The sequence below is a fragment of the Terrabacter sp. GCM10028922 genome (assembly GCF_042666095.1).
Lineage (GTDB): Bacteria > Actinomycetota > Actinomycetes > Actinomycetales > Dermatophilaceae > Terrabacter.
This window is the reverse complement of the sequence record NZ_JBHTFG010000036.1, coordinates 142,077-167,496: the sequence shown is the minus strand read 5'-3', so window position 1 is coordinate 167,496 and position 25,420 is coordinate 142,077. Positions and strand designations below refer to the sequence as shown.

General features: G+C 71.8%; 24 protein-coding genes. 11 read left to right on the top strand and 13 right to left on the bottom strand.

Annotated elements, in window-relative coordinates; translation table 11 throughout:
* Positions 1-210: 210 nt before the first annotated feature.
* Positions 211-1,056: an aldo/keto reductase gene (locus ACFQU3_RS23395; RefSeq protein WP_385914284.1), complete on the top strand. Its 846-nt coding sequence runs from the start codon at positions 211-213 to the stop codon at positions 1,054-1,056.
* Positions 1,057-1,095: 39 nt separating this feature from the next.
* Here ACFQU3_RS23395 and ACFQU3_RS23390 read toward each other — a convergent pair whose 3' ends face one another.
* The 3 genes from ACFQU3_RS23390 to ACFQU3_RS23380 all read right to left on the bottom strand — a co-directional run bounded on the left by ACFQU3_RS23390 (position 1,096) and on the right by ACFQU3_RS23380 (position 5,732).
* Positions 1,096-2,769 carry an LCP family protein gene (locus ACFQU3_RS23390; protein WP_385914282.1) on the bottom strand — a complete coding sequence of 558 codons (1,674 nt, stop codon included), beginning with the start codon at positions 2,767-2,769 and terminating at the stop codon, positions 1,096-1,098.
* 399 nt (positions 2,770-3,168) lie between these two features.
* The gene (locus ACFQU3_RS23385) at positions 3,169-4,584 is read right to left on the bottom strand and encodes a cation:proton antiporter (RefSeq protein ID WP_385914280.1); all 1,416 of its coding nucleotides are present in this window, start codon (positions 4,582-4,584) and stop codon (positions 3,169-3,171) included.
* 335 nt (positions 4,585-4,919) lie between these two features.
* Positions 4,920-5,732, bottom strand: coding sequence for a sigma-70 family RNA polymerase sigma factor (locus ACFQU3_RS23380; protein ID WP_385914278.1), 813 nt, complete (start codon positions 5,730-5,732; stop codon positions 4,920-4,922).
* 196 nt (positions 5,733-5,928) lie between these two features.
* On the opposite strand from ACFQU3_RS23380, the gene ACFQU3_RS23375 reads away from it, so the two are divergent.
* The 4 genes from ACFQU3_RS23375 to ACFQU3_RS23360 all read left to right on the top strand — a co-directional run bounded on the left by ACFQU3_RS23375 (position 5,929) and on the right by ACFQU3_RS23360 (position 8,804).
* Positions 5,929-6,336 (top strand): hypothetical protein, encoded by a 408-nt coding sequence (locus ACFQU3_RS23375; RefSeq protein WP_385914276.1) that lies wholly within the window; start codon positions 5,929-5,931, stop codon positions 6,334-6,336.
* Between the two features lie 81 nt (positions 6,337-6,417).
* Positions 6,418-7,113 (top strand): DUF6766 family protein, encoded by a 696-nt coding sequence (locus tag ACFQU3_RS23370; protein ID WP_385914275.1) that lies wholly within the window; start codon positions 6,418-6,420, stop codon positions 7,111-7,113.
* A 129-nt stretch (positions 7,114-7,242) separates the two neighbouring features.
* Entirely contained in the window at positions 7,243-8,145 is a 903-nt protein-coding gene (locus ACFQU3_RS23365; RefSeq protein ID WP_385914273.1) for an SDR family oxidoreductase, read from the top strand.
* A 2-nt stretch (positions 8,146-8,147) separates the two neighbouring features.
* Positions 8,148-8,804, top strand: coding sequence for a UdgX family uracil-DNA binding protein (locus ACFQU3_RS23360; protein ID WP_385914271.1), 657 nt, complete (start codon positions 8,148-8,150; stop codon positions 8,802-8,804).
* A 16-nt stretch (positions 8,805-8,820) separates the two neighbouring features.
* Here ACFQU3_RS23360 and ACFQU3_RS23355 read toward each other — a convergent pair whose 3' ends face one another.
* Positions 8,821-10,002: a zinc-dependent alcohol dehydrogenase gene (locus ACFQU3_RS23355; protein WP_385914269.1), complete on the bottom strand. Its 1,182-nt coding sequence runs from the start codon at positions 10,000-10,002 to the stop codon at positions 8,821-8,823.
* A gap of 71 nt (positions 10,003-10,073) precedes the next feature.
* Here ACFQU3_RS23355 and ACFQU3_RS23350 point away from each other — a divergent pair, with 71 nt between their 5' ends.
* From ACFQU3_RS23350 to ACFQU3_RS23340, 3 genes are all read left to right on the top strand, one after another.
* A complete protein-coding gene (locus ACFQU3_RS23350) occupies positions 10,074-11,060 on the top strand; it encodes an SDR family NAD(P)-dependent oxidoreductase (protein WP_385914267.1) in 987 nt (328 codons plus the stop codon).
* Positions 11,061-11,153: 93 nt separating this feature from the next.
* The gene (locus ACFQU3_RS23345; RefSeq protein ID WP_385914265.1) at positions 11,154-11,423 is read left to right on the top strand and encodes a Rho termination factor N-terminal domain-containing protein; all 270 of its coding nucleotides are present in this window, start codon (positions 11,154-11,156) and stop codon (positions 11,421-11,423) included.
* A gap of 55 nt (positions 11,424-11,478) precedes the next feature.
* Positions 11,479-11,952, top strand: a complete 474-nt coding sequence (locus ACFQU3_RS23340) for a VOC family protein (RefSeq protein ID WP_385914263.1) — start codon at positions 11,479-11,481, stop codon at positions 11,950-11,952.
* Here ACFQU3_RS23340 and ACFQU3_RS23335 read toward each other — a convergent pair.
* The 6 genes from ACFQU3_RS23335 to ACFQU3_RS23310 form a co-directional block, all read right to left on the bottom strand.
* Positions 11,904-13,586, bottom strand: coding sequence for an alpha-amylase family protein (locus tag ACFQU3_RS23335; protein ID WP_385914261.1), 1,683 nt, complete (start codon positions 13,584-13,586; stop codon positions 11,904-11,906). The genes ACFQU3_RS23340 and ACFQU3_RS23335 overlap by 49 nt on opposite strands.
* Positions 13,498-14,595: a TIGR03885 family FMN-dependent LLM class oxidoreductase gene (locus ACFQU3_RS23330; RefSeq protein WP_385914259.1), complete on the bottom strand. Its 1,098-nt coding sequence runs from the start codon at positions 14,593-14,595 to the stop codon at positions 13,498-13,500. The genes ACFQU3_RS23335 and ACFQU3_RS23330 overlap by 89 nt, the downstream gene beginning before the upstream one ends.
* A 150-nt stretch (positions 14,596-14,745) precedes the next feature.
* Entirely contained in the window at positions 14,746-15,759 is a 1,014-nt protein-coding gene (locus ACFQU3_RS23325) for an SGNH/GDSL hydrolase family protein (RefSeq protein ID WP_385914257.1), read from the bottom strand.
* Positions 15,752-16,867 carry an alpha/beta hydrolase gene (locus ACFQU3_RS23320; RefSeq protein ID WP_385914255.1) on the bottom strand — a complete coding sequence of 372 codons (1,116 nt, stop codon included), beginning with the start codon at positions 16,865-16,867 and terminating at the stop codon, positions 15,752-15,754. The genes ACFQU3_RS23325 and ACFQU3_RS23320 overlap by 8 nt, the downstream gene beginning before the upstream one ends.
* Positions 16,858-20,199: a bifunctional lysylphosphatidylglycerol synthetase/lysine--tRNA ligase LysX gene (gene lysX / locus ACFQU3_RS23315; protein ID WP_385914253.1), complete on the bottom strand. Its 3,342-nt coding sequence runs from the start codon at positions 20,197-20,199 to the stop codon at positions 16,858-16,860. Before lysX ends, ACFQU3_RS23320 begins: the two co-directional genes overlap by 10 nt.
* Before the next feature lie 131 nt (positions 20,200-20,330).
* On the bottom strand, positions 20,331-20,924 hold the full coding sequence (locus tag ACFQU3_RS23310) for a TetR/AcrR family transcriptional regulator (protein WP_385914251.1): 594 nt from the start codon (positions 20,922-20,924) through the stop codon (positions 20,331-20,333).
* Positions 20,925-20,996: 72 nt separating this feature from the next.
* On the opposite strand from ACFQU3_RS23310, the gene ACFQU3_RS23305 reads away from it, so the two are divergent.
* Positions 20,997-21,557: an NADPH-dependent FMN reductase gene (locus ACFQU3_RS23305; RefSeq protein WP_385914250.1), complete on the top strand. Its 561-nt coding sequence runs from the start codon at positions 20,997-20,999 to the stop codon at positions 21,555-21,557.
* Between the two features lie 85 nt (positions 21,558-21,642).
* On the opposite strand, the gene ACFQU3_RS23300 is transcribed toward ACFQU3_RS23305, so the two are convergent.
* Positions 21,643-22,116: a MarR family winged helix-turn-helix transcriptional regulator gene (locus tag ACFQU3_RS23300; RefSeq protein WP_385914248.1), complete on the bottom strand. Its 474-nt coding sequence runs from the start codon at positions 22,114-22,116 to the stop codon at positions 21,643-21,645.
* 72 nt (positions 22,117-22,188) lie between these two features.
* On the opposite strand from ACFQU3_RS23300, the gene ACFQU3_RS23295 reads away from it, so the two are divergent.
* Both ACFQU3_RS23295 and ACFQU3_RS23290 read left to right on the top strand, forming a co-directional pair.
* Positions 22,189-22,386, top strand: a complete 198-nt coding sequence (locus ACFQU3_RS23295; protein ID WP_385914246.1) for a hypothetical protein — start codon at positions 22,189-22,191, stop codon at positions 22,384-22,386.
* Positions 22,387-22,491: 105 nt separating this feature from the next.
* Entirely contained in the window at positions 22,492-22,818 is a 327-nt protein-coding gene (locus ACFQU3_RS23290; RefSeq protein ID WP_385914245.1) for a hypothetical protein, read from the top strand.
* A gap of 21 nt (positions 22,819-22,839) precedes the next feature.
* Here ACFQU3_RS23290 and ACFQU3_RS23285 read toward each other — a convergent pair whose 3' ends face one another.
* Positions 22,840-23,841 carry an aldose epimerase family protein gene (locus tag ACFQU3_RS23285; protein ID WP_385914243.1) on the bottom strand — a complete coding sequence of 334 codons (1,002 nt, stop codon included), beginning with the start codon at positions 23,839-23,841 and terminating at the stop codon, positions 22,840-22,842.
* A gap of 102 nt (positions 23,842-23,943) precedes the next feature.
* The gene (locus tag ACFQU3_RS23280; protein ID WP_385914241.1) at positions 23,944-25,416 is read right to left on the bottom strand and encodes a family 43 glycosylhydrolase; all 1,473 of its coding nucleotides are present in this window, start codon (positions 25,414-25,416) and stop codon (positions 23,944-23,946) included.
* Positions 25,417-25,420: the final 4 nt, after the last annotated feature.

Here is a 25,420-nt window from a genome sequence, read left to right as displayed (position 1 = left end):
AGCCGGCTCGAACCCGACGAGTCGGCCGACGACTTCGCGCGGCGGTGTGCGCGGCTGCGCCGGTGGGGCCTGGGCCACGCCGTCGTCAGCACGCCCGGTCCATGGACCTCGGAGCCGCTGGCCATCCTGACGCGGGCTGCGCAGCTCGTGGCACCCGTGAGCTGGATCGAGCCTCGCCAGCCCTCGGATGTGGTGCGTAGGTTTGGAAGCATGACGACGACGACGGTCCCGACGCACACGCTCATCGACGGCACGACGCTGCCTGCCATCGGCTTCGGCACCTACCCGCTGACGGGGGAGAACGGCATACGCGCCATGGTCTCCGCGCTCGAGGCGGGCTACCGCCTGCTCGACACGGCGGTCAACTACGGCAACGAGACCGAGGTCGGTGAGGCGATCCGGCGGTCCGGGGTCGCGCGCCACGAGCTGCGCATCCAGACGAAGGTTCCGGGGCGAGACCACGCGTTCGACCAGGCGGTCGCGTCGGTCGAGGGGTCGCTCGAGCGGCTCGGCCTCGACCAGATCGACATCGCCCTCATCCACTGGCCCAACCCGAGCGTCGGTCTCTACGTCGACGCGTACCAGGCGCTCGTCGCATGCCGCGAACGCGGGCTCGTGCGCTCGGTCGGCGTCAGCAACTTCACCGAGAAGCACCTCGACGAGATCATCGACGCCACGGGCGTCGTCCCCGTCGTCAACCAGATCGAGCTGCACCCGCTCTTCCCCCAGGCCCGGATGCGCGAGGTGCACGCCGAACGCGGCATCCGCACCGAGGCGTGGAGCCCGCTCGGCAAGCGCAGCGCCCCGTTCGGCGCCGACCCGGTCGCCGCGGCGGCCGAGGCGCACGGCGTGACGCCGGCCCAGGCGATCCTGCGCTGGCAGGTGCAGCTGGACGTGCTCCCGCTGCCGAAGTCGGCCGACCCCGAGCGCCAGCGCTCCAACCTCGACGTCTTCGGCTTCGAGCTGACCGACGACGAGGTCGACGCCATCTCGGGCCTGGCACGCGAGGACGGCCGGCTCTTCGGCGGCGACCCGGACACCCACGAGGAGATGTGAGGGCCTGACCGGTCACGCCGGGAGCTCATGCCCCCGGTCTCAGCACTGGGAGTACGGCGTCGACGTCGGGCTCGGCGTGGCCTCCGCAGTCGTCGTCGCGGAGCTCGGGTCGTCCCCTGGCGTCGTCGTCGCGGAGGGCGCGGGCTTCGACTTGGGCTTCGCGATGCCCTTCTTCACGAGCTTGCGGATCTTCGCGTAGTCGGGGTCCCACGACTCGACGCCGTCCTCGGCGGTCAGGGTGACGCTGCTGACCGCCGACCGCTGGGCACGCTCGACGAGCTCGACGAACGCCGGCAGGCTCTGCGCGGGGATGTCGGTGAAGATGTTGTCGCGGGCGATCCGTGCCAGCTGCGGGTACTGCCCCACCATCTCGGCGGGGTTGACCTGCTCGACGATCGCCTCGACCACGCAGCGCTGCCGGGCCTGCCGGTAGGTGTCGCTGTCGGCAGCCCTCGAGCGGGCGTACCAGAGTGAGTGCCACCCGTCGAGGTGCTGCAGCCCCGGCTTGAAGTACTCCTTCACGCCGTAGATCTGGTGGTCCGGACCGACCTTCCCGCCGATCGGCAGCGGCTGCCCGGTGCCCGCGTTCTTGACGTTGATCTCGAGCCCGCCCATCGCGTCGATGAGCAGCGAGAAGCCCTTGAGGTCGATGACGACCACGTGGTCGATGTCGAGGCCGACGATCTGCTCGACGGCACCCCGGATCTCCTCCCGGCCCGGCACGACGTCCTCCGGGTATGCGTCGGGGTGCGACGCGGCATACGTCTCGGCCTCGTTGTAGAGGTTGGTCAGCATGCACTGACCGGTCACGCCGGGGCTGTTCTGGCTGCACGTGTACTCGGGCTGGCCGAAGTGCCCGGACGGGTAGCGGGCGAGGAGGGGGCTCTCCTCGGCGAGCGGGGCGTGGAGCAGGTTGCGGGGCATCGAGATGAGCGTCGTGCGCCCCGACCTCGTGTCGATGCTCGCCACGATCATCGAGTCGGTGCGGGTGCCGATGCGGTTGGATCCCGCGTCCGAGCCGAGCAGCAGCAGGTTGACGCGGGTCTGCTTCGCCCACGGGTCCTCACCCTGCACGACCTCCGCCCCCTGGCCCGGCCCGGGCGCCGGCGCCGAGAAGACCTCGGTGACGGTGTCCTGGGTGATGAACGCGTACTCGGCCGCCTTGTACGAGCCGCCACCGATGAGCGCCACCATCACCGTCGTGAACGCGGCGAGCGTGCGGGTGCGCGCGCGGTCGAGGGTCCGGGGCCGCGCCTGTACGGCCGTGAGCACGATCGACGCGCACCAGATCGCGCCCCAGACCGCGATGACGACGACGGCCGTCTTGAGCAGCTCCGGGCGGGCGACGACGGACAGGGCCGCGGCCGTCACGCCGGTCGTCAGCACGGCGTACGCACCGGCGGCCGCGGCGAGGAGCGTGACCCCGAGGACGATCCAGCCGAGGAGGCGACTGCGGGTCTGGGTCAGGCCCGCCCCCGGCAGGACCGTGCCGAGCGCAGTGAGACCGACCGCCTTGCGCAGCCCCGCCCCGAACTCCCGGCGCAGCTGGCTGCGCCGCCGGGTCTCGGTCCCGGCTGCCGGCCCCGGGCTGGATGTCGAGCTGCGTGCCGAGGCGGGAGTCGAGGTGTGGACCGGGTCCGGCGGAGGGAACCACAGCGGATCCGGCGGTGAGATCACAGGCAGGTCGAGCGCTTCGGCACCGTCGGCCTGCATCGTGCTCCTCCCTGCCTGCGCGGATGCAGGTCGCCGTGCGACATTGTGCCCAAAGCGGGCAGCGTCGGGAAGTACCCAGCAGGTCCGGACCTGCGCGGTGCCGCGATCCGGGCTCGCCGGCCGACGACGGCGACGGCCGTTGCACTTCCGGCAGGGTGGGTAGAGGAGGACTGGCGCCATCGTCGCTCTTCAACCAGCCAGGGGCGGCGGTGACGTCGCCCTTCCGGGTGACGTCACGCTCTGGCTCGAGGAGGACCGGGCGCCCGCGGCTGTCCGGTCGAGGTCGCCTCGGCAGGGAGACGGCACCCGCTCGGGGGATCGGGTGCCGCCTCACCCACACCATCGCGGGGACGTCGGGACCGTTACACCTCCGCGCCCGGAGCGACGCCGGGCGCGTCGTCACACGGACTCGCTGACACCCGCCCGCTCCCGACGCCGCTCCAGCGAGCGCATGACCGGCGTCGCGAGCGTGCCGTGGACCGTGACGGACAGCAGGATCGTGAAGGCCACTGTGGACCACAGCCAGCGCTCGTCGGAGAAGGTGTGCTCACCTGCAGCGAGCGCGAGGTAGTAGAGGGAGCCGACCCCGCGCACGCCGAAGAACGCCGTGGCGAGCATCTCCCGACGCCCCAGCCCCCCGGGCAGCCGCGCCCGGCGGGGCCGGGACCTGAGGCTCACCCACCCGGCGAGGGGACGCACGACGAAGACCAGCGCCAGGCTGATGACGACACCCCGCCAGTCCAGCTCACCGAGCACGCCCTTGGTCACAGCCATGCCGAGAACGAGCAGGATGAGCAGCGTCAGCAGGCGTTCGAGGCGCTGCACGACCTCGTGCATCGACCGGTGGTAGTGGTGGTTGCGCTCGGCGGCTCGCAGCGTCAGGGCGCAGACGAACACCGAGACGAATCCGTAGCCGCCGCAGAGCTGGCTCACGCCGTAGGTCAGGACGAGCGCGGCGACGGCGAGGAGTGCCTCCCCCTGCTCGGCGAGCCGGAGCGAGCGCCGCGGCGAACGGAAGGCGATGCGGGCCAGGCCCGAGCCGACGGCCACCCCGACGACGACGCCGACGACGACCTTGGCGACGAGGTCCCATGCGACCCAGCGCAGCCCCCACTCCGAGACGCTGCCGGCCGAGGCGAGCAGGACGGCCGCCGTGACGAAGGGGAGGGCGAGTCCGTCGTTCAGGCCGGCCTCCGACGTCAGGGCGAAGCGCACGTCGTCCTTCTCGTCGACCGGCTCACCGAAGGCCGCGCCGTCCTCCTCGTCGTCGTCGCCGTCGCGGTCGTCCTCGTCGTCCTGCTCGTCCTCCCGGTGGCCCGCCGCGACGCCTGCGCGGCCGGCGTCGCCGGCGGCCTCGACCTTCGGCCCCTCCACCTGCACGTCGCTCGCGAGCACCGGGTCCGTCGGAGACAGCGCGGCGCCGAGCAGCAGAGCCGCGGCCGGCCCGACCCCCAGCGCCCACCCGAGCAGCGCCACCGACGCGATCGTCAGCGGCATGGCGACCGCAAGCAGCCGCCACGTCGGCGACCACGACGCCCACGCCGTGCGGGTGCGCCAGTCGAAGGAGCGGTCGATGGCCAGGCCCACGCCCATGAGCGCCACGAGCACGGTGAACTCCGTGATGCGTTCGACCTGGGGTCGGATGGCGACGGGGTCGAGGCGCATGCCCTCCGGCAGGGGGAGCAACCCGATCGCCATGCCGAGGACGAGGAGCACCATCGCGGCCGACACGGCATACCGGTCGAGGACTGCCGGGAGGACGAGAGCGAGCAGCATCGCCGCGCCGGCGATGAGGTAGATCAGGCTGGTCGACATGGTGGTCGACCACGTGGTCGACGGGGCGAGCTCATGGGCGGTCTCCTCGAGTGGATGCTTCAGTGCACCTACCCGACACCGCGGCGCCACGATCGACTGGAGCCGGACGCCCGGGTGCGTGGATGAAGCGAACAGCCGGCAGCCGCAGGGGAAAGGCCCCGCCCCGCGGCCTGCCGGCGCCTGTTTTGACCGGCAGACCTGCGAACCAAACACCCCGGGACGTATGGCTCGGTCATCCCATTGGACTCCGGTTGCCGGACGACGGCAAGCGCTGGCCGGGCTCCTCCCCGTGGCAGGCCGACCCCGACCTCCATGCCCGCGAGGTCCGCGTGGCCTCAGGAGGCGGTGCTGATGTCCTCCTCGGCCGACGACTCCGCCAGGTGGTCGTGCAGCCGCACCGTGATCCTGCGCAGGGTGCGGGACACCTGCATCTGGCTCACGCCCCGCGCCTCGCCGATCTCGCGCTGGGTCAGCCCCTCGACGTAGCGCAGGAGGAGCAGCTCACGCTCGTCGTCGTCGAGCTCGACCAACGCCTCGGCCAGGCACACGCGGTCGTCGGCCATCTCCATCTCGCCGTCGGGACAGGCCAGGAAGGCGGACAGCCCCGGTCGATCGTCGTCAGAGGGACCGCAGTCGAGTGACAAGGGCCTGAACCCCGTTGCGGCAGAGGCGGCCTCGCGGATGTCGTTGACGGACGCGCCCGTCGCCTCGGCGAGGTCGGCGTCCGACGGCGTCGCGCCGAGCTCCTGCTCGAGCCGCTCGCGCACGGACTGCACGTCCGCTCGCAGCTCCTGCAGGCGGCGCGGCGGTCGCACGACCCAGCCGCGGTCCCGGAACCACCGCTTGAGCTCGCCACTGATCGTCGGCACTGCATAGGCGGCGAACGACGGGGCGTGCCCCGGCTCGTAACGCCGGATGGCCTTCACGAGCGCGAGACGTGCGACCTGGACGAGGTCGTCGTGCTCGATGCCGCGACCTTCGTAGCGGCCGGCCATGGTCGAGCAGAGGTCGAGGTAGAGGTGGACGATCTGTTCGACGATCTGCTCCGACTCCTCGGGGCCGGCGGTGGCGAGGCGACCGAAGAGCTCGGTCGTCTCGGCGTCACGCTCGGCGAAGGAGAGGCGAGGGTGGGTCGGGTACTGCGCCATGACTCATCTCCGTTTTCGATGCGGATGACGGAGTCGGCGCTGTGATTGGACCGCTCTGACTTGACCAAAGTGCCACGGCATCGCGGAAGTTGCAATGGTTGGCGGTTCCCCCGCCGGGACTCCGTTCTCCGGCCAGTCGGTCGACGTCTTCGTTTGCGCGTGTTCAGTCGTGGTCGCCTCTGGGTACATCCACCACATGCCCCGTCGTCGTGCCGTGCCAAGCCTGCTCGTCCCCCTGGCTGTGGTCCTCGGGGGGTGCTCCGCGGGCGAGGAGCCGGCAGCGGCCGACGCCGCCCGCTCGTTCCTCGCGCTTGTCCGCTCGGACCCCGCACGGGCATGTGACCTCCTCGCTCCGCGGACGTTCGAGCACCTGGCGGAGGACGGCGACGGCGAGTGCACGAAGGGCCTCGACGACTCCGAGCCACCTCCGGGAGGCGATGTCCGTGGCGCCACCGTGGCGGGTCGCTCCGCCCAGGTGGTCCTCGGCGACCAGGTCGTGTTCCTCGCCCGGTTCGACGTGGGCTGGCGGGTAACCGCGGCCGGGTGCGAGCGGCAGTCGACCGACGCCGCCGTGCCCTACCACTGCACGGTGGAGGGAGACTGACGTGAAGGTGATGTTCGTCCTGTATGCCGTCGTGATCGCCGCCGGGCTCGCGCTGGCGTTCGTCGTTGGGCTGGCGGGCCGATGACGGGACAGGAGCGCGGTGCCCGCGCGGCGTGGCGACACAACGGCCTCACCATCGTCTTCGGCCTGCTCCTGCTGCTCTTCGTGGCCGGGCAGGCGGTGTGGGGCCTCGCCGGCTACAACGAGTCCGCGAGAACCGCTGGCTTGCAACAGATCTCGCTGGTGACCTACGTGACGTCGTCGCAGTTCGCGGTCGACCTCGTCGAGAACTGGCAGTCCGAGTACCTCCAGTTCGTGCTCTACATCCTGCTCACGGTCTGGCTCGTGCAGCGCGGGTCGTCCGAGTCGAAGCAACCGGGACAGGAAGGTCGTGAGACCGAGGAGAAGCAGCTGCTCGGCCGGTTCGCCCGTCCCGACTCGCCCCGGTGGGCGCAGCTGGGCGGCTGGCGTCGGTCCGTCTACTCGCACTCGCTCGTCCTCGTCATGGGGACGGTCTTCGTGCTCTCGTGGCTCGCGCAGGCCGTCACCGGCCGGGTGGCCGACAACGAGGAGCGCATGCGGGAGCTGCTCGACCCCGTCGGCTTCGGGGAGTACCTCATCAGCCCCGACTTCTGGTCTCGCACGCTGCAGAACTGGCAGTCGGAGATGCTCGCCATCGGCTCGATGGCCGTCTTCGCCATCTACCTGCGCGAGCGTGGCTCGCCGGAGTCGAAGCCGGTCGGTATGCCGCACCACGTGACGACGTCCGACGAGTGAGCGAGCACCGACCCTGAACGCCGACCGGCGGGCCGAGGCGGACACGCGTCCGAGCCGAGCGTGCGCCTCCCGAGGTCATCTGGGTAGGTGCAGAACGCAGGCACAGCACCCGAACGGAAGGGATGACCGATGTCCGAGATCGCCGACCGCGCCGAAGCGCTCGTGCGCCACGACGACAAGGGCGGTTTCCCTGCGCAGCAGCAGGAGCCGCCGGGGCTGACGAGCGAGATGACCCCCGTGCCAGACCACGGGGAGGAGACCTACGTGGGTCATGGACGCCTCCAGGGCAAGCGCGCCCTCATCACGGGCGGAGACTCCGGCATCGGTCGCGCCATCGCCATCGCGTACGCGCGGGAGGGAGCTGACGTCGCCATCAGCTACCTGCCCGCGGAGCAGTCGGACGCCGAGGACACCCTGGCGTGGGTGACGAAGGCGGGCCGTCACGGCGTGCTCCTGCCTGCCGACCTCGTCGGCCGTCAGGAGTGCCTGCAGGTCGTCGCCGACGCCGTGCGCGAGCTCGGCGGACTCGACATCCTCGTCAACAACGCGGGCTACCACTGGGACCGCGGCCCCGAGGGCCTCGAGGGCCTGCAGCCCGAGCACGTCGAACGCGTCATGCGCACGAACCTGCACGCGGTGATATGGCTGTGCCAGGCGGCCCTTCCGCACCTGGCCCCGGGGTCGTCGATCATCAACACGACGTCCATCCAGGCCTACGACCCATCGCCGGCGCTGCTCGACTACGCCGCGACGAAGGCAGCACTCAACAACCTGACGGTCAACCTGGCGGCTTCCCTCGGCCCCAAGGGGATTCGTGTCAATGCTGTTGCCCCCGGTCCGATCTGGACGCCGCTGCAGCCGGCGACGCGAGACGCGGAGAAGATCGAGACGTTCGGCTCGGAGACGCCGCTGGGCCGGGCCGGACAGCCCGGAGAGGTCGCGCCCGCCTACGTCTTCCTCGCCTCGCCCTCCGACGCGAGCTACGTGTCGGGCACCGTCCTGGGTGTCACGGGCGGTGGAGCGGTCTTCTGACCATGGCTGCGACGGGTAGGGACGGTCCCGGAGCCGCGGAGTGGGTGCCCGAGCACCCGCGGTCGGTGGCTGAGCTCGACGACGCCGCGCAGGCCTGCCGCGGTTGCGGGCTCTTCCGCGACGCCACCCAGGCTGTGATGGGCGAGGGACCGCTCAAGGCCGACCTGCTGCTGCTCGGTGAGCAACCGGGCGACCGCGAGGACGTCGAGGGCAGGCCGTTCGTCGGCCCCGCGGGCAGGTTGCTCGACCAGGCCCTCGACGCGGCGGGCGTGGCCCGCGACCGGGTCTACCGGACCAACGCCGTCAAGCACTTCCGCTACGAGCGCCGCGACTCGAAGCGCATCCACAAGTCACCCTCGCGCTGGCACGTGGCGGCCTGCGAGCCGTGGCTGCTCGGCGAGCTCGAGCTGATCGCGCCGCGCGGCGTGGTCGTCCTGGGCGCCACCGCGGGCCAGGCGCTGTACGGGCCCTCGTTCCGTGTGGGCAGTCAGCGCGGACGGCGGCTGGAGTGGCCGACGGGCACCTGGCCGGTGCCGCGACCGCCGGAGTTCGTCGTCGCGACAGCCCACCCGTCGTCGGTGCTCCGCTCGCGGCAGCGGGACGCCGACCTCGAGGCCCTCGTCGCCGACCTCGGCGTCGCTCGACAGCTGCTCACCTGAGGAGCGTGCGAGCCCGTCACGGCCTGAGCACGACCTTGAGACACTGGTCCCGCTTCTCCTGGAACAGGCGGTACAGGTCGGGGGCGTCGGCGAGGGGGGCCCGGTGGGTCGCGAGCCCCTCGAGCCCGAGCACGTCCGCGTCGGCGCTGACGATGTCGAGCAGCTCGTCGCTCCAGCGCCGCACGTGGCACTGGCCCATGCGGATCGTCAGGCCCTTGTCGAACAGCTCCATCATCGGCATCGGGTCGGCCATGCCCCCGTAGACCCCGCTGATCGACAGCGTGCCCCCGCGGCGCACCGCTGCGATCGCGGTGTGCAGGGCCGCGAGACGGTCGATGCCGAAGTGCTCGATGGCGCCCCGGGCGAGCGGCTTCGGCAGCCGTCGGGTCGCGTTGATGACCTTCTCCGACACCGCGTTTCCGTGGGCCTCCATGCCGACGGCGTCGATGACGGCGTCGGGTCCGCGGCCCTCCGTGAGGTCACGCAGCGCCTGCACGACGTCGGTGTCCGAGGCGTCGAGCACCTCTGCCCCGTGGCGGCGTGCGAGCTCGATGCGGTCGGGGACGAGGTCCACGCCGATGACGCGTCCGACTCCGCGGTGCAGGGCTGAGCGCACCGCCAGCTGGCCGACAGGGCCCAAGCCCAGCACGGCGAGCGTGTCGTTGCCGTTGACGTCGGCATACTCCACCGCCTGCCACGCCGTCGGGAGGATGTCGGAGAGGTAGAGCAAGCGCTCGTCGGGCCTCTCGCGCGGGATCTGGATGGGGCCGAAGTCCGCGTGCGGCACGCGTACGTACTCGGCCTGCCCGCCCGGCACGGCCCCGTAGAGGCTCGTGTAGCCGAAGAGGCTGGCTCCCTTGCCGGCGTCGGTGTTCTGCGTCGTCTCGCACTGCGCGAACAGCCCGCGCTGGCACATCCAGCACCGGCCGCACGAGATGTTGAACGGGACGACCACCCGGTCGCCCTCCGCGAGCGTTGCGACCTCCGGACCGACCTGCTCGACGATCCCCATGAACTCGTGGCCGAGGATGTCGCCCGGTTCGAGGTAGGGCGCCAGCACCCCGTAGAGGTGCAGGTCCGAGCCGCAGATCGCCGTCGACGTCACCCTCACGATGGCGTCGGTCGGGTTGGCGATCTTCGGGTCGGGTACGTCGGAGATGCGGACGTCCTCGATGCCGTGCCAGGTCAGTGCCTTCATGCTGCTGCACCTACCCACCGGCTCACCGATCCACCGCAGGTCCGCCAGACGACTCGACGACGAGGAGCACCATGGTCGACGCATACGACGCACAGGCGCCCACGGGCAGCAGTGCCACCGGCCGGGCCGACACCGCACCGGTGGCGGTCGTCCTCGGAGGCTCGCGAGGGCTCGGTCTGCTCATCTCGCGCGAGCTGCTCCGTCGGGGGCACCGCGTCGTCGTCGGCGCCCGTGACGTGGACGAGCTCGCCTCGGCCCGTGAGCTCCTCGCTGACCACGGCACGGTGGTGGTCGAGGTGTGCGACGTCCGGGACCGCCACGAGGTGGGAGCCCTCGTCGGCATGGTCGAGCGCGACATCGGGCCGATCGAGGTCATGGTCACGGTCGCGGGGATCATCCAGGTCGCACCCCTCGAGTCCCTCACGCTGCAGCACTTCGAGGATGCCGTCGACACGATGGCGTGGGGCCCGATCCACGCAGCGATGACGGTGCTGCCGGCGATGCGGCGACGTGGACGTGGACGGATCGGGACCATCACGTCGATCGGGGGGATGGTGTCACCGCCCCACCTGTTGCCGTATGCCACGGCGAAGTTCGCCGCGGTCGGGTTCTCCGACGGGCTGGCCGCGGGTCTGAGCGGCACCGGCGTGACGGCCACGACCGTGGTCCCGGGCCTCATGCGAACCGGAGGGCACGTCCACGCGCAGTTCGGCGGCGAGGCGGACCAGGAGTACGCGTGGTTCGCGCCGGCGGCGTCGCTGCCGTTGCTCTCCATGGACGCCGAGCGGGCCGCGCGTCGGATCGTGCAGGGGATCCTCTCCGGCCGGCCGATGGTCGTGCTCACTCCGCTTGCCTGGGCGGGGATCCGTGTCCGTGGCCTGGCGCCAGGGACGACGACCCGCCTCATGGGGGTCGCGGGCCGGCTGCTCCCCGGCTCGCCGGACCGTGGTGGGGCGGCTCTTGTCGAGGGCCGGGCCGCGCGTCGGCAGCTGGGGTCACGCATCGTCGACCGGCTCACGAGGCTGGGTGACCGGGCCGCGTCACGCACCAACGAGTGAGACGCAGGGACGGGTTCGGGCGTCACCCGCCGGGTGACGCCCGTGCCGAGGTGGGTATGTGCCGATTGGAGACCGTCCGACAAGGAGGAACCCATGCCACGCCGCAACCCCGGACCATCGGTCAAGGACAAGCACCTCTACGAGTCGTTGCGCGACGAGGGGGCGAGCAAGGAGAAGGCCGCCCGCATCTCCAACGCCGCCGCCGCGACCTCTCGCTCCTCGGTCGGCCGCAAGGGCGGCAAGGCCGGCGACTACGAGGACATGACGAAGGACCAGCTGATGAAGCGGGCGCGCGAGATCGGTATCGAGGGTCGGTCCTCGATGAACAAGTCCCAGCTGATCTCGGCGCTGCGCAACCACTGATGCCCGACAGAGGGGCGCCCCGACGGGGCAGGGCGTCGCTCGAGGGTCGCCCGACATGAGAGCCCAGCTCGAGAAGCCGGTCATCGACTGTCCCGACCCGCGTGCCCTCGCGGCGTTCTACGCCCGTTTCCTCGGTATGCGTGTCCTCGAGGACGCGCCGGACTGGGTCGTGCTCGGCCGCGCTGCCGGTATGCGTGAGCTGGCCTTCCAGCGCGCCGCCACGTGGGTGCCCCCGGAGTGGCCCGACCCCACGCACCCCCAGCAGGTGCACCTCGACATCCGGGTCGACGACGTCGACGTCGCCGAGGCACGCGTCTTGGCGCTCGGTGCGCGGCGGGCGCCGGGGTCGCCGGAGACCGGTTACCGCGTCTTCCTCGACCCCGTCGGTCACCCCTTCTGCCTGGTCTACGGGAAGTCGCCCCTCGCCGATCCCCGCATCGACTTCGACACGAGGACCGGGGGCGGGGCCGGGCCTCGGCGTCACACGAGCGGGTCCTCCCCCGGGCGGGCCACGAGGAGCCAGCGGTAACCGTAGGGGCCGATCTCCACCTCGACTGCGCCCGAGCGGTCGACCGGCGTCTCACGGCGTTCGCCGAGGACGTCGACGAGCCGTGCGCCGTCGGGCAGGTCGGGCACGGTCAGGGGCACCACTGCGCCGTCCGGGCCCAGGTTGTGGACCGCGAGCATCATCCAGTCGTCACTGCGGCTCACGTGGGCGAGCACCGACGGGGCCGGGTGGTCGAGCACCTCGATCGCGGCCCAGCCGCTCTGAGGAAGCTGCCGGTACCGCCGCACGAGGCCGCGGATGAACCACCAGAGCGAGCCGGAGTCGCGCCGCTGGTCGGCGACGTTGACCCGGTCAGGGCCCCACAGCCCGTCCGGCATGGGGCGCGTGAGCCGGCGCGGGGTCCCCGACGTGAACCCGCCGTACGGGCCGGGAGCCCACTGCATCGGCGTGCGCACGGCCAGTCGGCCGGGGACGTCGAGGTTCTCACCCATGCCGATCTCCTCGCCGTAGAAGAGGACCGGCGTGCCGGGCAGCGAGAACATGAGGGAGTAGACCAGGCGGATGCGTCGCTCGTCACCACCGAGCATCGTGGGCAGTCGGCGTCGCAGTCCGCGGTCGTAGAGCTGCATGGCCGGGTCGGGCCCGAACGCGTCGAAGACCTCGCGGCGTTCACTCATCGTCAGCTTGTCGAGCGTGAGCTCGTCGTGGTTGCGCACGAAGCTCGCCCACTGGCTCGTGATGTCGAGGGCGGGCCGTTCACGCAGCGCGTCGGCCAGCGGACCGGCGTCACCGCGCGCCAGCGACAGGTAGAGCCGCTGCATGCCGATGAAGTCGAACTGCATGGTGAGGCCGTCACCGTCGTCACCGCCGAAGAAGCGGCGCTGCTCCTCGTACGGCAGGTTCACCTCGCCGAGCAGCATGGCGTCGCCGAGGCGTCGGGTGACGAAGGACCGCACGTCTCCGAGGTAACGGTCGGGGTTGAACGCGTCGGGGTCCTCGACGCCGGGCACGCCGTCGCGTGCGAAGAGGAACGGCACGGCATCGACCCTGAAGCCGGAGACACCGAGCTCGAGCCAGAAGCCAAGGGTGCGGGAGATCTCTTCCTGCACAGCGGGATTGGCGACGTTGAGGTCGGGTTGGTGCTTGTAGAAGTGGTGCAGGTAGTAGTCCCCGGTCTTCTCGTCGCGGTCCCAGATGCTGTCCTCCTGGTCCGGGAAGACGACGTCCTTCTTGCTCGACTTCGGCCGCGTGCGGCTCCACACGTAGTAGTCGCGGTAGGGGTCGTCGCGGCTGCGGCGTGCAGACCTGAACCACGGGTGCCGGTCGGACGTGTGGTTCATGACGAAGTCGATGATGACCCGGATCCCGTGGGCGCGCGCCGTCCGGACGAGCTCGACGACGTCGCCGAGGGTGCCGAGCTTCGGGTCGACGCCGTAGAAGTCGGTGATGTCGTAGCCGTCGTCCTTGCGGGCGGTCGGGTAGAACGGCATGAGCCACAGGCAGGTGACGCCGAGGTCGGCGAGGTACTCGATCCGGTCGGTCATGCCGCGCAGGTCGCCGATGCCGTCACCGTTCGAGTCGTGGAACGTCTCGACGTCGGCGCAGTAGACGACCGCGTTCTTCCACCAGATGTCGCCGGTGTCGCTCATCTTCATGACGTGACCTCCTTGGGCGCGTGGTCGAGCGGTGCTGCGGCGCGGGGGAGCCGGGAGCGAGCTGCGGCAGCACGTGTGTGCCGAACGCCTCGATGAACGGTGCCTGGTGCTGTCCGACGAAGTGCAGGTACAGCTCGTCCCACCCCATCTCGACGTACTCGTGGAGCCACTGCGCGTGGCGGTCCAGCTCGGACGAGACGAGCACCGACTCGCGCACCTGCTCGGGGGAGACGGACTCGCCGATGAGGTCGAAGGCCTCGACGGTCTCGGTGTCCCAGGCGACCGGCGGCCCGAGCACGTTGCTACGCCACTGGTCGTGGGCCACGTGGAGCGCCTCCTCCTCCGTCGTCGCCCAGCTGAGGTGGATCTGCAGGCGTGCCGGTCCCCGTCCGCCGGCGTCGCGGTACGCCCCGAGCACCTGCCGCAGGGTGTCGTGCGGCTGGTTGACCGTGATGAGGCCGTCGGCCCACGACGCGTGACGCGCGGCGGTCGCCGGTGTGACGGCCGGCCCGACGAGGTCCGGCACCGGGTCGGCGAGCGTCCACAGCCGGGCGCGGTTGACGGTGACGAGTCCGTCGTGGCTGACCTCCTCGCCCGCGAGAAGGCGTCGGATGACGTCGACGCACTCGACGAGCCGCGCGTCGCGCACCTCCTTGCGTGGCCACACCGCGCCCGTGACCCGCTCGTTCGACGCCTCACCGGAGCCGAGCGCCGCCCAGAACCGGCTGGGGAACATCTGTCCCAGCGTCGCGATCGACTGGGCCGTGACGGCAGGGTGGTACCGCTGGCCGGGGGCCGTGACGACACCGAAGGGCAGGGACGTCGTGGCCAATGCCGCGCCGAGCCAGCTCCAGGCGTACCCCGACTCGCCCTGACGGCTGCTCCACGGGGACAGGTGGTCGGAGGACATGCCCGCCGTGAACCCGGCGGCCTCCGCCGCCTGCACGTCGCGCAGCAGCTGGGCGGGGTCGATCTGCTCGTGGGAGCAGTGGAATCCGATGACCGTCATGTCCACCCACGCAACCGTACGAGGGCCTCCCCGTCAACGGTCGCCGAGCCGGCTCGCCTGTGGGAGTTGAAGACCCGCGAAATGGGGTATGGGATCGGGGTCCCGTCGACGTTGCGGGCAGCCGGGCCGGCGCGTTTGACGCGCGACGGGTCAGGAGCGCTGCCAGGTCGGGACGGCCCCGGCATGCTCGAGGCTGTCGACGACGGCCGTCGTGAGGAGGGTGTGCCCGCTCGCGTTGGGGTGGTCGCCGTCGTCGAGGAGGTCGCCCGTGGGGTCGCGCGTGCCGTCGACGCCCTTGAGCGGCGTGTACGCGTCGACGTAGAGCGCGCCGGTCGACGAGGCCACGGCCGCGACGGTGGAGTTGACGAGGCGCGTCAGGGCGTCGCTGCCCAGGACGAAGTCCTCGCCGAGCGCCGTGCCGACCGCCCCGTCGACCGTGACGTTCCAGTAGCCGAGGACGGCGACGCGGAGGTCCGGCCGCGCGTCGAGGTGCCTGATGGCGTTGATGATGCGTGTCAGACCGTCGCGCAGACCCTGCAGCGTCGCCGACCAGCAGCCGGAGTTGGAGGCGGGAAGGCAGTCGGGGTCGTCGACGCGGTCGAGGTCGAAGTCGTTGGCACCGACCTCGACGACCACGAGGTCGGCCCGCCCGAGGTCGTCACGCGTCGGGGGGGCCTGCAGGTCGTCCTCGACGTCGGCAGTGGTCCACCCGCCGTTGGCGTCGTTGTGGACCACCCAGTGGCGGCCGGTGAGCGTCGCGAGCCTGGTGCCGAGCAGCTCCACGAAGCCGTTGCAGTCGCACGTCGTCGCGGCAGGCACCGAGTCGCCGAGCCCGACGAGAGTGAGTGGTCCTCGCTTCGGTGTGGACGCTGCGCTGGTCGGCGGCGTGCTGCCGTGTGCCGTCCCGCCGGTCCGTGCGGGAGCCGTGACCGAGCCGCTCCCACCGGCTGGAGGCCCGGGGGCTGACGTGCCGGGTCCGACCGGCACGTCGGTGACGGCCAGGACCATGTAGACGAGGGCACCGACGAGCAGGACGACGCCGTGGTGCGGGCCGGCGCCGTGTCCTCTGCGTCCTTCGTGTCTCTCTCGGGTGGTGCCGTGACGGCGACCGGCCCGGCCCGCCGGGAGCCGACCGGACGGCATACGGCGTCGGGCGTCAGCCACGGAAGGCCGGCATCGTCCGGGCGAGCCACAGCAGCGACGCGGGGACGAAGGGGGTGAAGACGGAGTCGCGGTGGCCGCCGTGGGCGAGGACGGTCGCGGTGACGTCGAGCGGCGCTCGGGCGACGCTGAGGAACTTCGACGTCGTCGGGTAGGACAGCGGGTCCTCGCGCGAGGTGAGCACCCACATCGCAACGGGCGGTGGAGCGGTGTGCGACAGGGAGACGAGGTCGTATCCCTCCTGGGTGGCACTCGTGAGCGGGTCGTAGGCCGGGCTGAAGTCCGGACGGAAGTAGCCGAGCAGGACGACCGCGGCGCCGAGAACGTCCGGGTGGCGCATGGACAGGGACGCTGCGCACCAGGCGCCGTATGAGTAGCCGAGGGCGGCCCAGGCCGTCCGGGTGCGCTCGACGCGGAAGTGCCGCACCACCCACGACGGGATGTCGTGGGAGAGCCACGTGTCGGTCTGCGGCTCTCCGGGACCACCGTTGACGCACTCCGTGTCGAGGCTCGCGGGAGTGTCGATGCGTGGGACGACGACGATCGAGGGCGCGAGCCGGTGCTCGGCGGTCAGCGCGTCGATGGTGCGGAGGAAGTTGAGCCGGAGGAAGCCCTTCGGGCCGCTGGGGAAGCCGTGCAACCCGAGGATGACCGGGTAGGTGCGCGGCGAGTGCGGGTCGTAGCCGACGGGAAGGTGGACGTAGACCTGTCCCTCCGCCGCCGCGCGGGCGTCGACGACCGTGTACGTCTGCAGCCGGGAGTGCGGCTGCGGCAGCGGGGGCAGGACCTTCGGCGTCAGGATGCCGTGCAGGCCGGGTCCGTGCACGGCCGCCGCCTCGACCTCCGGGGCGCTGCCGCCGTGGTGCACCTGCACGGACGCCGAGCCCGAGCCGGCCAGGTCTCCCCAGCTCGAGTAGAAGAGGTACTCGTCGTTGAGCGCCGCCCCGCAGAGGGCGACGACGAGGAGGTTGAGCACGATCACCTGGCCGCCTCGCACGACGGCCCGCACGGCGGTGCTGCCCCGACGGGGCAGGCCTGCGACGACGAGCACGAAGACGGTGAGGGCGAGACCGGCGAGAACGACGAGCAGGCTCGTGTCGGTCAGCTCCATGCCACGCTCACCTCCCGGTCGGTGCCGGCCCCGGGGAGCGGCCGCACGAAGGGGAAGGTCAGCACCGAGCGGATCGGGGTGTTGGTCAGCAGCATCACGAGCCGGTCGACCCCGACGCCGAGGCCACCGCTCGGTGGCATCCCCAGCTCGAGCGCGTGCAGGAAGTCCTCGTCGACCTCCATCGCCTCAACGTCTCCCGCCGCGGCCCTGAGCGACTGCTCGGTCAGCCGTGCGCGCTGGTCGACCGGGTCGGTGAGCTCGCTGTACGCGGTGCCGACCTCCATGCCCGCGACGACGAGGTCCCAGCGCTCGGCGAGACCCGCCTCGGTGCGGTGCGGCCGCGTCAGCGGCGAGGTCTCGACCGGGAAGTCGGTGTAGAAGGTGGGGCGCAGGGTGACGGGTTCGACGAGCTCGGCGTAGAGCTGCTCGATGACGGCCCCGCCGCGCATCTCGGGCCTCAGGGCGATGCCGTGGCCCTCGGCCAGGCCGAGGAGCACGTCCAGGTCGGTGTCGACCGTGATGGCGCGACCGACCGCCGCCGACACCGCGTCGAGGACCTTCACGACGGGCCACTCGCCACTGACGTCGACGAGCGCCACGCCGTCCGTCCCGGCGCGCACGGTGTCGGCGCTCGGCAGCGGGATGACCTCCCGCCCGTGGACGCTTCGCGCGGCCGCCTTGACGAGTCGCTCGGTGAGGTGGCGCATCGTCGTGTAGTCGGCGTGCGGCTCGTAGACCTCGAGCGAGGTGAACTCGGGGTTGTGCGTCGCGTCCGCGCCCTCGTTGCGGAAGTTGCGGCCCAGCTCGAAGACCGGCCCGAACCCGGCGACGAGGAGCTTCTTGAGGTGCAGCTCCGGTGCGATCCGCAAGGACAGGTCGACGCCGTACGCGTTGCTGAACGTCCGGAACGGCCGCGCGCTCGCGCCGCCGTGGACGGTGTGGAGCATCGGCGTCTCGACCTCGAGGAAGCCGGCGTGGTCCAACGTGCGGCGGATCGAGGCGACGACGGCCGAGCGTCGGCGCAGGAGTGCGACATCGCCCGGGTGGACGAGCAGGTCCGTCGTGCGCTGCCGAGCACGCGCCGTGGGATCCCCGAAGGACCGGAACGGCACAGGGTGCAGTGCCTTCGCCTCCATGCGCCACGTGGTCGCGAGCAGGCTCGGGGTGCCGGAACGCGACACCCCGGTGGCACCGTCGACACGCACGAGGTCACCGACGTCGGCGAACGAGGTGAAGGCCTCGAGGCACGGCCGACCCATGCGGGACGCCTCGAGGACGGCCTGCGTCGCGCCGGCTCCGTCGACGAGCGTCACGAACACCACGCCGCCGTGGTCACGCAGGTCGCGGACGCGTCCGACGACGGACAGCTGCCGGTCGGTGGGGGCGGTCTCGTGCACGTGGGCGATCGGCGTGGTCCGCACCGCAGTGGCGCCGGCGGGATAGGCCTCGATTCCGGCTGCGCGCATCCGGTCCAGGGTTGCGATGCGGTGGCGGACCTGTTCGGTCCGGCGTGGGCCGCTGGGCTCCATGCCGACGGGTTCGCTTGTGGCCCTGGCGAGCTGGGCCAGGTGCTCGGCGTCGAGGTCGATCCTGGCGGGGCTCCGGGACGGCCAGGGAAGGAAGCCCTCGACGGCGCCGGCCGCGAAGGCGACCTGGGGCAGCGACACGGCGTCGTCGTAGCAGAGGAACCGCGGCTGCCACGACGGCGCGTACCTCTCGTTGGACCGGTAGAGCCGCTCGAGCTGCCAGAACCGGTCGAGCAACCCGAGGACCGACGCGCCGACCCGGGTGAGGGAGCCGGACCCGATCCGCTCCGCGTCCTCGAAGACGGCCCGGAACATGCAGAAGTTCAGCGAGATGCGGCGCAGGCCGAGCTGCCCGCACCTCTGCATGAGCTCGGTCACCATGAGCTCCGTGACGCCGTTCGGTGCGTCGGGGGACCGGCGCATGACGTCGAGGGACGCACCTGACCGGCCCCACGGGACGAGGGAGAGCACTCCGACGAGGTCGCGGCTGTGCGTTGGCTCGGCCGTGTGGGCCGTGACGTGGAGGACGTCGCCGTCGGCGGGGTCGGCGGTGCGGCCGAGCGCCATCGAGAACCCCCGCTCGGTCTCGCCGGCCCGCCACGCCTCGGCACGGTCGGCGATCTCGGCCAGCTCGCCACGGCCGATCTCGTGCTGGCGCCGTACCTGGACGACGATGCCGGCGCGCGCGGCGCGCCTCACGGCGTGCCGGGTGGGTGACATGGACGTGCTCCGCACGTCGAACCGCGCGGGGTCGAGGACGGCCTCGTCGCCGAGGCGGAGCACCCGCATGCCTCCGGCGGCGGCATAGGCTCTCGCCCCCTGCTCGCTCGCACCGAGCACCGCTGTGACCCACCCGAACTCGCGTGCCTCGGCGCGCCACGCCTCTATCGCCCCCTGCCAGCTGTCGCGGTGACCGACGGGGTCGGAGGACGCCAGCGAGACGCCGGCGACGACGCGGTAGGTCACCGCGGCCCGGCCGTCGGGGGAGAAGACGGACGCCTTGTCCCGGCGGGTCGCGAAGTAGCCCAGGGAGTCGGCGGCGCCGTGCCGAGCGAGGAGCCCGCGCAGCGCGACCTCGCGGTCGGGCGACCAGCGGCTGCGCGGCCGGGCGGACCCGAGGAAGAGCACGACCCCCGCGACGATGGTCAGGCCCGCGCATCCCGCGACGACCTCGGCGACCCATTCCGGCACCCGGACCAGCGCGCGGCGGCTGACCCCGCCGAACGCCTCCAGCACGGTCCCGACGAGAGTCTCCACCTGTGACCCCGGTGCGCCGACAGCGCCCAGGAGCAGCCACGCGAGACCGAGGGTGACGCCGGCCCCGACAAGCAGGGCGCCGAGTGCCAGCCACCACGAGCCGCGCTGGAGCCGACCGGTGAAGTCGTTCCGGATGCGCCACAGCCACCAGAGCGCGACGGTGGCGACGCCCATCGCCACGACGTCGAGCCCGCGGCCCAGGTCACCCCGGCTCTCCCACATTCGCGTGAAGGGCAGGCGCAGCCCGGGTGCAGCTGCAACGAGGCCGACGTACATGCCGAGCACCTGGAAGGCGGCGACGATCCACAGTCCGATGCGCTTGCGCCCGAGCAGTGCCCGAGTCGCGAGCGCCAGCACGACGACCGACACGACGGTCGGCGCGACCGGGACGTTGACGAGCCCGAACACCTCTTCGCCGAGGAGGGGGTGTGGCCGGCGGCGGGCCAGCACCGTGAGGGCCAGGGCCACGAGGGTGGCGAGCGCGTACACACCGGTCAGCAGTCGAGCGGGACGCTGTGGAGCCGGCGCCCCTGCTTTTCGGGTGCCCATGGCCGAGACGATCCCCCTCGACGCTGGACAACGGCTGCACGGCCGCTGGGACCGCCTCCCAGCGGGCGTCCAGCCCGCGCACAGGCGCTCGGCGGCGGTGGTCGAGAGCCCGCGCTCGGGACGCGTCGACGTCAGCCGGCGCGGACGACCCGCTCGACGACCTCGGCCCACGTGGCGAGGATGCGCTCGCGCTCGACGCCCGCCTCGAGCTGCGGGAGCACGATCGTCACCTCGAGCGGCGCGAGCAGGGCCGTCGCGAGCAGGGGCAGGTCGCCCGTCACGCGGAGCTCGGCCAGCAGGTGGCGTACGTGGGCGGTCCAGAACGCGACGGCGGGCAGCGAACGTCCGTGCGTGCCCGCCGCGGCCACCATGAGGTCGGCGTTGCGCAGGGTCTGGTCGAGCCGGGACGCACCGAACGCCAGGAGGCGCTCGAGCGGCGGCGCGCCGGGTCCGAGTGGAGGCGGGCCCGAGATGACCTGGGCCTGCCAGCGTGCCTCGCCGTCGTCGAGCAGGGCGGTCATCAGGCCCGCTCGGCTGCCGTAGCGCCGAAAGACCGTGCCCTTGCCGACGCCGGCCTCGGCGGCGACGGCGTCCATCGTCACCGCCGGCACGCCGCGGTGCTCGACGAGCCGGTGGGCGGCCTCGAGCAGCAGCTCGCGGTTGCGCGCCGCGTCACGCCGCTCAGGGCGTGCGTGCAGGTCGAACAGCTCGCGTTCGGTGGACACGGTCGTGATCCTAGGTCGGTGGCACTCGGCCGCGTCGGGAATATAAACGGACCAGGGTCCGTTTTGCACGGCATGACTACTGCTGCCAGCCCGCGCACCCGCGTCGCCGTCCTCGTCGGAAGCCTGCGCACCGACTCCGTGAACCGCCGCATCGCCGAGTCCCTGCGCGACCAGGCGCCCGAGGGCGTCGAGGTCCAGATCATCGACGGCCTCGGTGCCCTCCCGTTCTACAACGAGGACCTCGACGGCGCCCACGTGCCTGCGCCCGCGGCCGACCTGCGGGCGGCCGTCGCCGGCGCGGACCGCGTCCTCGCGATCACGCCGGAGTACAACGGCACCATGCCTGCCGTGCTCAACAACGCCATCGACTGGCTCTCGCGGCCCTACGGTCAGGGCGCCATCACCGGCAAGCCCTTCGCCGTCGTGGGTGCCACGCCGACGCCCTACGGGGGCAAGTGGGCGCACGAGGACGCGCGCCGCTCGGCCGGCGTCGCCGGCGCCGTCGTGCTCGACGGCATAGCGGTCTCGCAGACGACGATCGACACCGACGTGCTCGGCGACCCGCAGGTGTTCGGCCGCCTTCGGGAGGCGCTCCGCGCTCTCGTCGACCACCCCCTCGTCGACGCCGCCTGACCCGACTCCCACCGACCGACGCGCGCAGGGCCCGGACCGAATGGTCCGGGCCCTGCCGCATGTGCGCCTCGAGGTGCGCGCGACCTCAGCCCGATGGCGTGGTGGCCGCGATGACGCGGGTCAGTGCTGCGCGCAGGGCCTCGAGCTCCTCGAGCCCCATCCCGAGGCGCTCGACGACCTGCGGCGGCACGTCGAGCGCCTTCTCCCGCAGCCGGCGCCCGCGGTCCGTCAGCGTGATGGCGAGGGCTCGGTCGTCGTCGGGGTGGCGCTCGCGGGTCACGAGCCCGGCGGCCTCGAGGCGCTTGAGCAGGGGCGAGAGCGTCGCCGGCTCGAGGCTGATGAGCCGCCCGAGCGCGCGGACGGTGACGGGTGAGTCCTCCCAGAGCGCCAGCATGACGAGGTACTGCGGGTGCGTCAGCCCCAGCGGCTCGAGCACGGGTCGGTAGAGGCCGATGACGTTTCGGGCGGCGACGGCGAGCGCGAAGCAGACCTGGCGGTCCAGCTTCAGCAGGTCGTCGGGTGCGGCGTCGGTGGGGCTGGTCGCTGTGGTCTGGCTCATCTCGCCTCGGTCTCGGGTCCGGCAGAATGCGTGTAGACTAACAGTTAGTGTACTAACAATTGGAGGCGCCATATGTCGAGCCAGCGGTCCAGCGAAGGGCTGTCCATCGGCTATCGGATCGGTTACCAGCTGCGCATGCTCGGACTGTCGATCTTCGGGCCGGCCCAGCTCGGCGAGAACAACGACCCCAAGGCCCGGCTCGTGCGCGAACGAGAGGCCCGCGTCGCGCGCGCCCGCGCCACCCGACAGCGCGACGCCGACCAGGACTGAGGGTCCACGCCCTCGGGCCGGTGGGGCGAGCGCCACACGCGTTCGCCGCCGCTCCACGCCCGACCGGAGTACGTTCGACCTATCGGATCTGACCCGGGAGGTGCCATGGGTGATCAGGTAGGACTGTTCGTCCTGTTGGGCGTCGTCGTCATCCTCGTCGTCGGCTTCATCATGGTCGAGCCGAGAAGCTCACGCCGTGGGGGTGACACCATGGACTCGGTCAACTCGCACCGCGACGAGACGGAGCGCGCCCGGCGGGACCACCCCGAAGGTGCCGAGCGCTCGCACCTCGTCGGCAACCCGCCCGTCGACACCATCACGCCCGACGGGTGGGGTGTTGCACGCCCGGGCGAGGGTGCCGAGCCGGAGGAGCTGCCCGAGGACGTCCACCCCGAGCTGCACGAGGAGCGCGGCCACCGCCGACGCCACTAGGCGCCGGCGGGCGCCCGGGCCTCAGTCCTCGCGGCCGAGGCGCCAGGTCGTCGTGCTCGCGTAGGTGTCGCCGGCGCGCAGCACCGTCGAAGGGAAGCCCGCGTGGTTGGGAGCGTCCGGGAAGCCCTGCGTCTCCAGCGCGACCCCCGCCCGCGCGCCGTATGCCGTGCCCGATGTCCCGACGACCGTGCCGTCGAAGTGTGCCCCGGTGTAGACCTGGACGCCGGGCTGGTCGCTCTCGATGACGAGGGTGCGGCCCGACGTGCCGCGCACAGTCGCCACGTGGCGCAGACCTGAGCCGCGGACGACGAGGTTGTGGTCGATGCCGCCCCCGAGGACGAGCTGCTCGTCGTCGGCGGCCAGCGCGTCACCGATCCGGGTCGGGCGACGGAAGTCGAACGGCGTCCCGGTGACGTCGCGCAGCTCGCCGGTGGGCAGCAGCTGCGGACCCGCGACGGTGAAGGCGTCGGCCGACACGGTCAGCTCGTGGTCGTCGACGGGACCCGATGCGTCGCCGTCGAGGTTGAAGTAGGCGTGGTTGGTGAGGCTGACGACGGTGTCGCGGTCGGTCGTCGCGGCGTAGTCGATGCGGACGAGGTTCGGACCGAGCGAGTACGTCACCGTGACGTCGAGGGCGCCCGGGAAGCCCTGGTCGCCGTCAGGGCTGTGCAACGCGAGCCGCACGAGCCGGTCGTCCTGCTCGACGACGTCCCAGGCGCGTTGGTCGAAGCCCTCGGCGCCGCCGTGCAGCGTGTTGCCGTTCTCGTTGGGGGTGAGCCGCTGCTCGGCGCCGTCGAGCGTGAACCGGGCACCGGCGATGCGGTTGCCGTACCGCCCGATCGTCGCGCCGAGGTAGTCCAGGCCGGTGCCGTACGCCGTCGGGTCGGCGAAGCCGAGCACCACGTCGACCGGTTGCTCCTCGTCGGTCAGGACGAGTCGCCGCACGGCGGCACCCGCGGTGACCACCTCGAGACGGATGCCGTCCGCGACGAGCTCGATCGACGTGGGTGCGGTCCGGGCCATGAGGTGCTCCTGCGGTGTGCGGTCGGGTGGGTGGCCGAGGGTGGCCGCGCTTGTCCGGCGCGGCCACCCGCGGGTGGTGCTCGAGCGTGGTGGTGCGGCCGCTCAGCTGAGGAAGAACGTCGACTTCGAGCCGGAGGGCGAGCCCACGACGAGGCGACCCCTGTCGTGGCGAAGGTATGACCCCGAAGCCGAGACCGACTGCAGGGACACACCCTTCGGGCTTGCGAGACCGGGCTCGCGCCGGAAGCTCGCCTCGGCGGCATACGTGCTGTTGTCCGCCTCGACGGGGTCGATGCGCACTCCGGTGCTCGTCACGCGGACGAACCGGTCGGGCAAGTTCACGGACTGCAGCGAGACCGTGCCGTCACCGGAATGGCCCGGGACGAAACGGAACTGGCTGTCGGCCAGCTCTCGCACGTCGGCGTCGACCCGCAGGTCGTAGGCGAAGTGCCGGACGAAGGACGTCGCCGAGTCCGCGGGGGAGAGCCGCACGATGGGCCCGCCGACCCCGACCGGCACCCCGAAGAGGGGCGTGCCGTCCGGGTGCCAGTAGAGCCGCTGCGCCCGGGCGTGCCGGTTCGGGTCGTAGAGCGGGTCGCCGACGATGTCGCGGTAGTCACGGGCGTGGTAGACCATGACGTCCGTGACGCCGTCCTCGGCCACGGTGAAGCTGTTGTGGCCCGGACCGTACTGCCGCGTCTGCTCGTTCGTCGTGAAGACCGGGTCGGCGGTCTTGCTCCACGAGCGCCAGTCGAGCAGGTTCGCTCGCGCGTCGGCCGTGAGCAGCCCCATGCAGTACCGCGAGTCCGTCGCGCTCGCCGAGAAGGTGATGAAGACCCTCCCGTTGCGCACGAGCACGGCAGGACCCTCGTTGACCTTGAACCCCTGGACCTCCCACGACCGCGTCGGCGTGGCGATGCGCACCGGTGCGGTGGCGAGCTCGAACGGCGAGGCCATCTCGGCGATGTAGAGGCTCGTGTTGACCGCGATCTCCGGCTCGCTCTGGGCCCACACGAGGTAGCGCCGGCCGAGGTGCTCGAACGTCGTCGAGTCCAGGGCGAAGGACGACCACGGCGTGACGATCTGCCGCGGCGCGCTCCAGCCCGAGGCCTCGCGCGGGTCGGCGAGGGCCGACTCGATGACGTACATCCGGATGTTGAAGACGTTGCCCGCGTCGCCGGCCGCGAAGTAGATGTACCAGCGGCCGTCGATCCGGTGCAGCTCGGGCGCCCAGATGTGGCCACCCGTCTGACCGGTGCTCGGGCGGCGCCACACGACCGACTCGGCCGCGGAGCCGAGGCCTGCGATCGTGTCGGACCCGCGGACGATGATCCGGTCGTACTCCGGCACGGACCCGGTGAAGTAGTACATGCCGTTGACGGGCAGGGTGACGAACGGGTCGGCCCGCTGCCACACGAGAGGACTGACCGTCGGCGCGCCGTAGACCTGCGCGTCGGTCAGCGGTCCGCTCGGCGCTGCGAGCGCCGACCCGGCGACGGCCGGCAGCACGAGTCCGCCTGCGGCCAGGCCGAGTCCACCGCAGAGCAGGCTGCGTCGGGAGAATGCGTGGGACATGGCT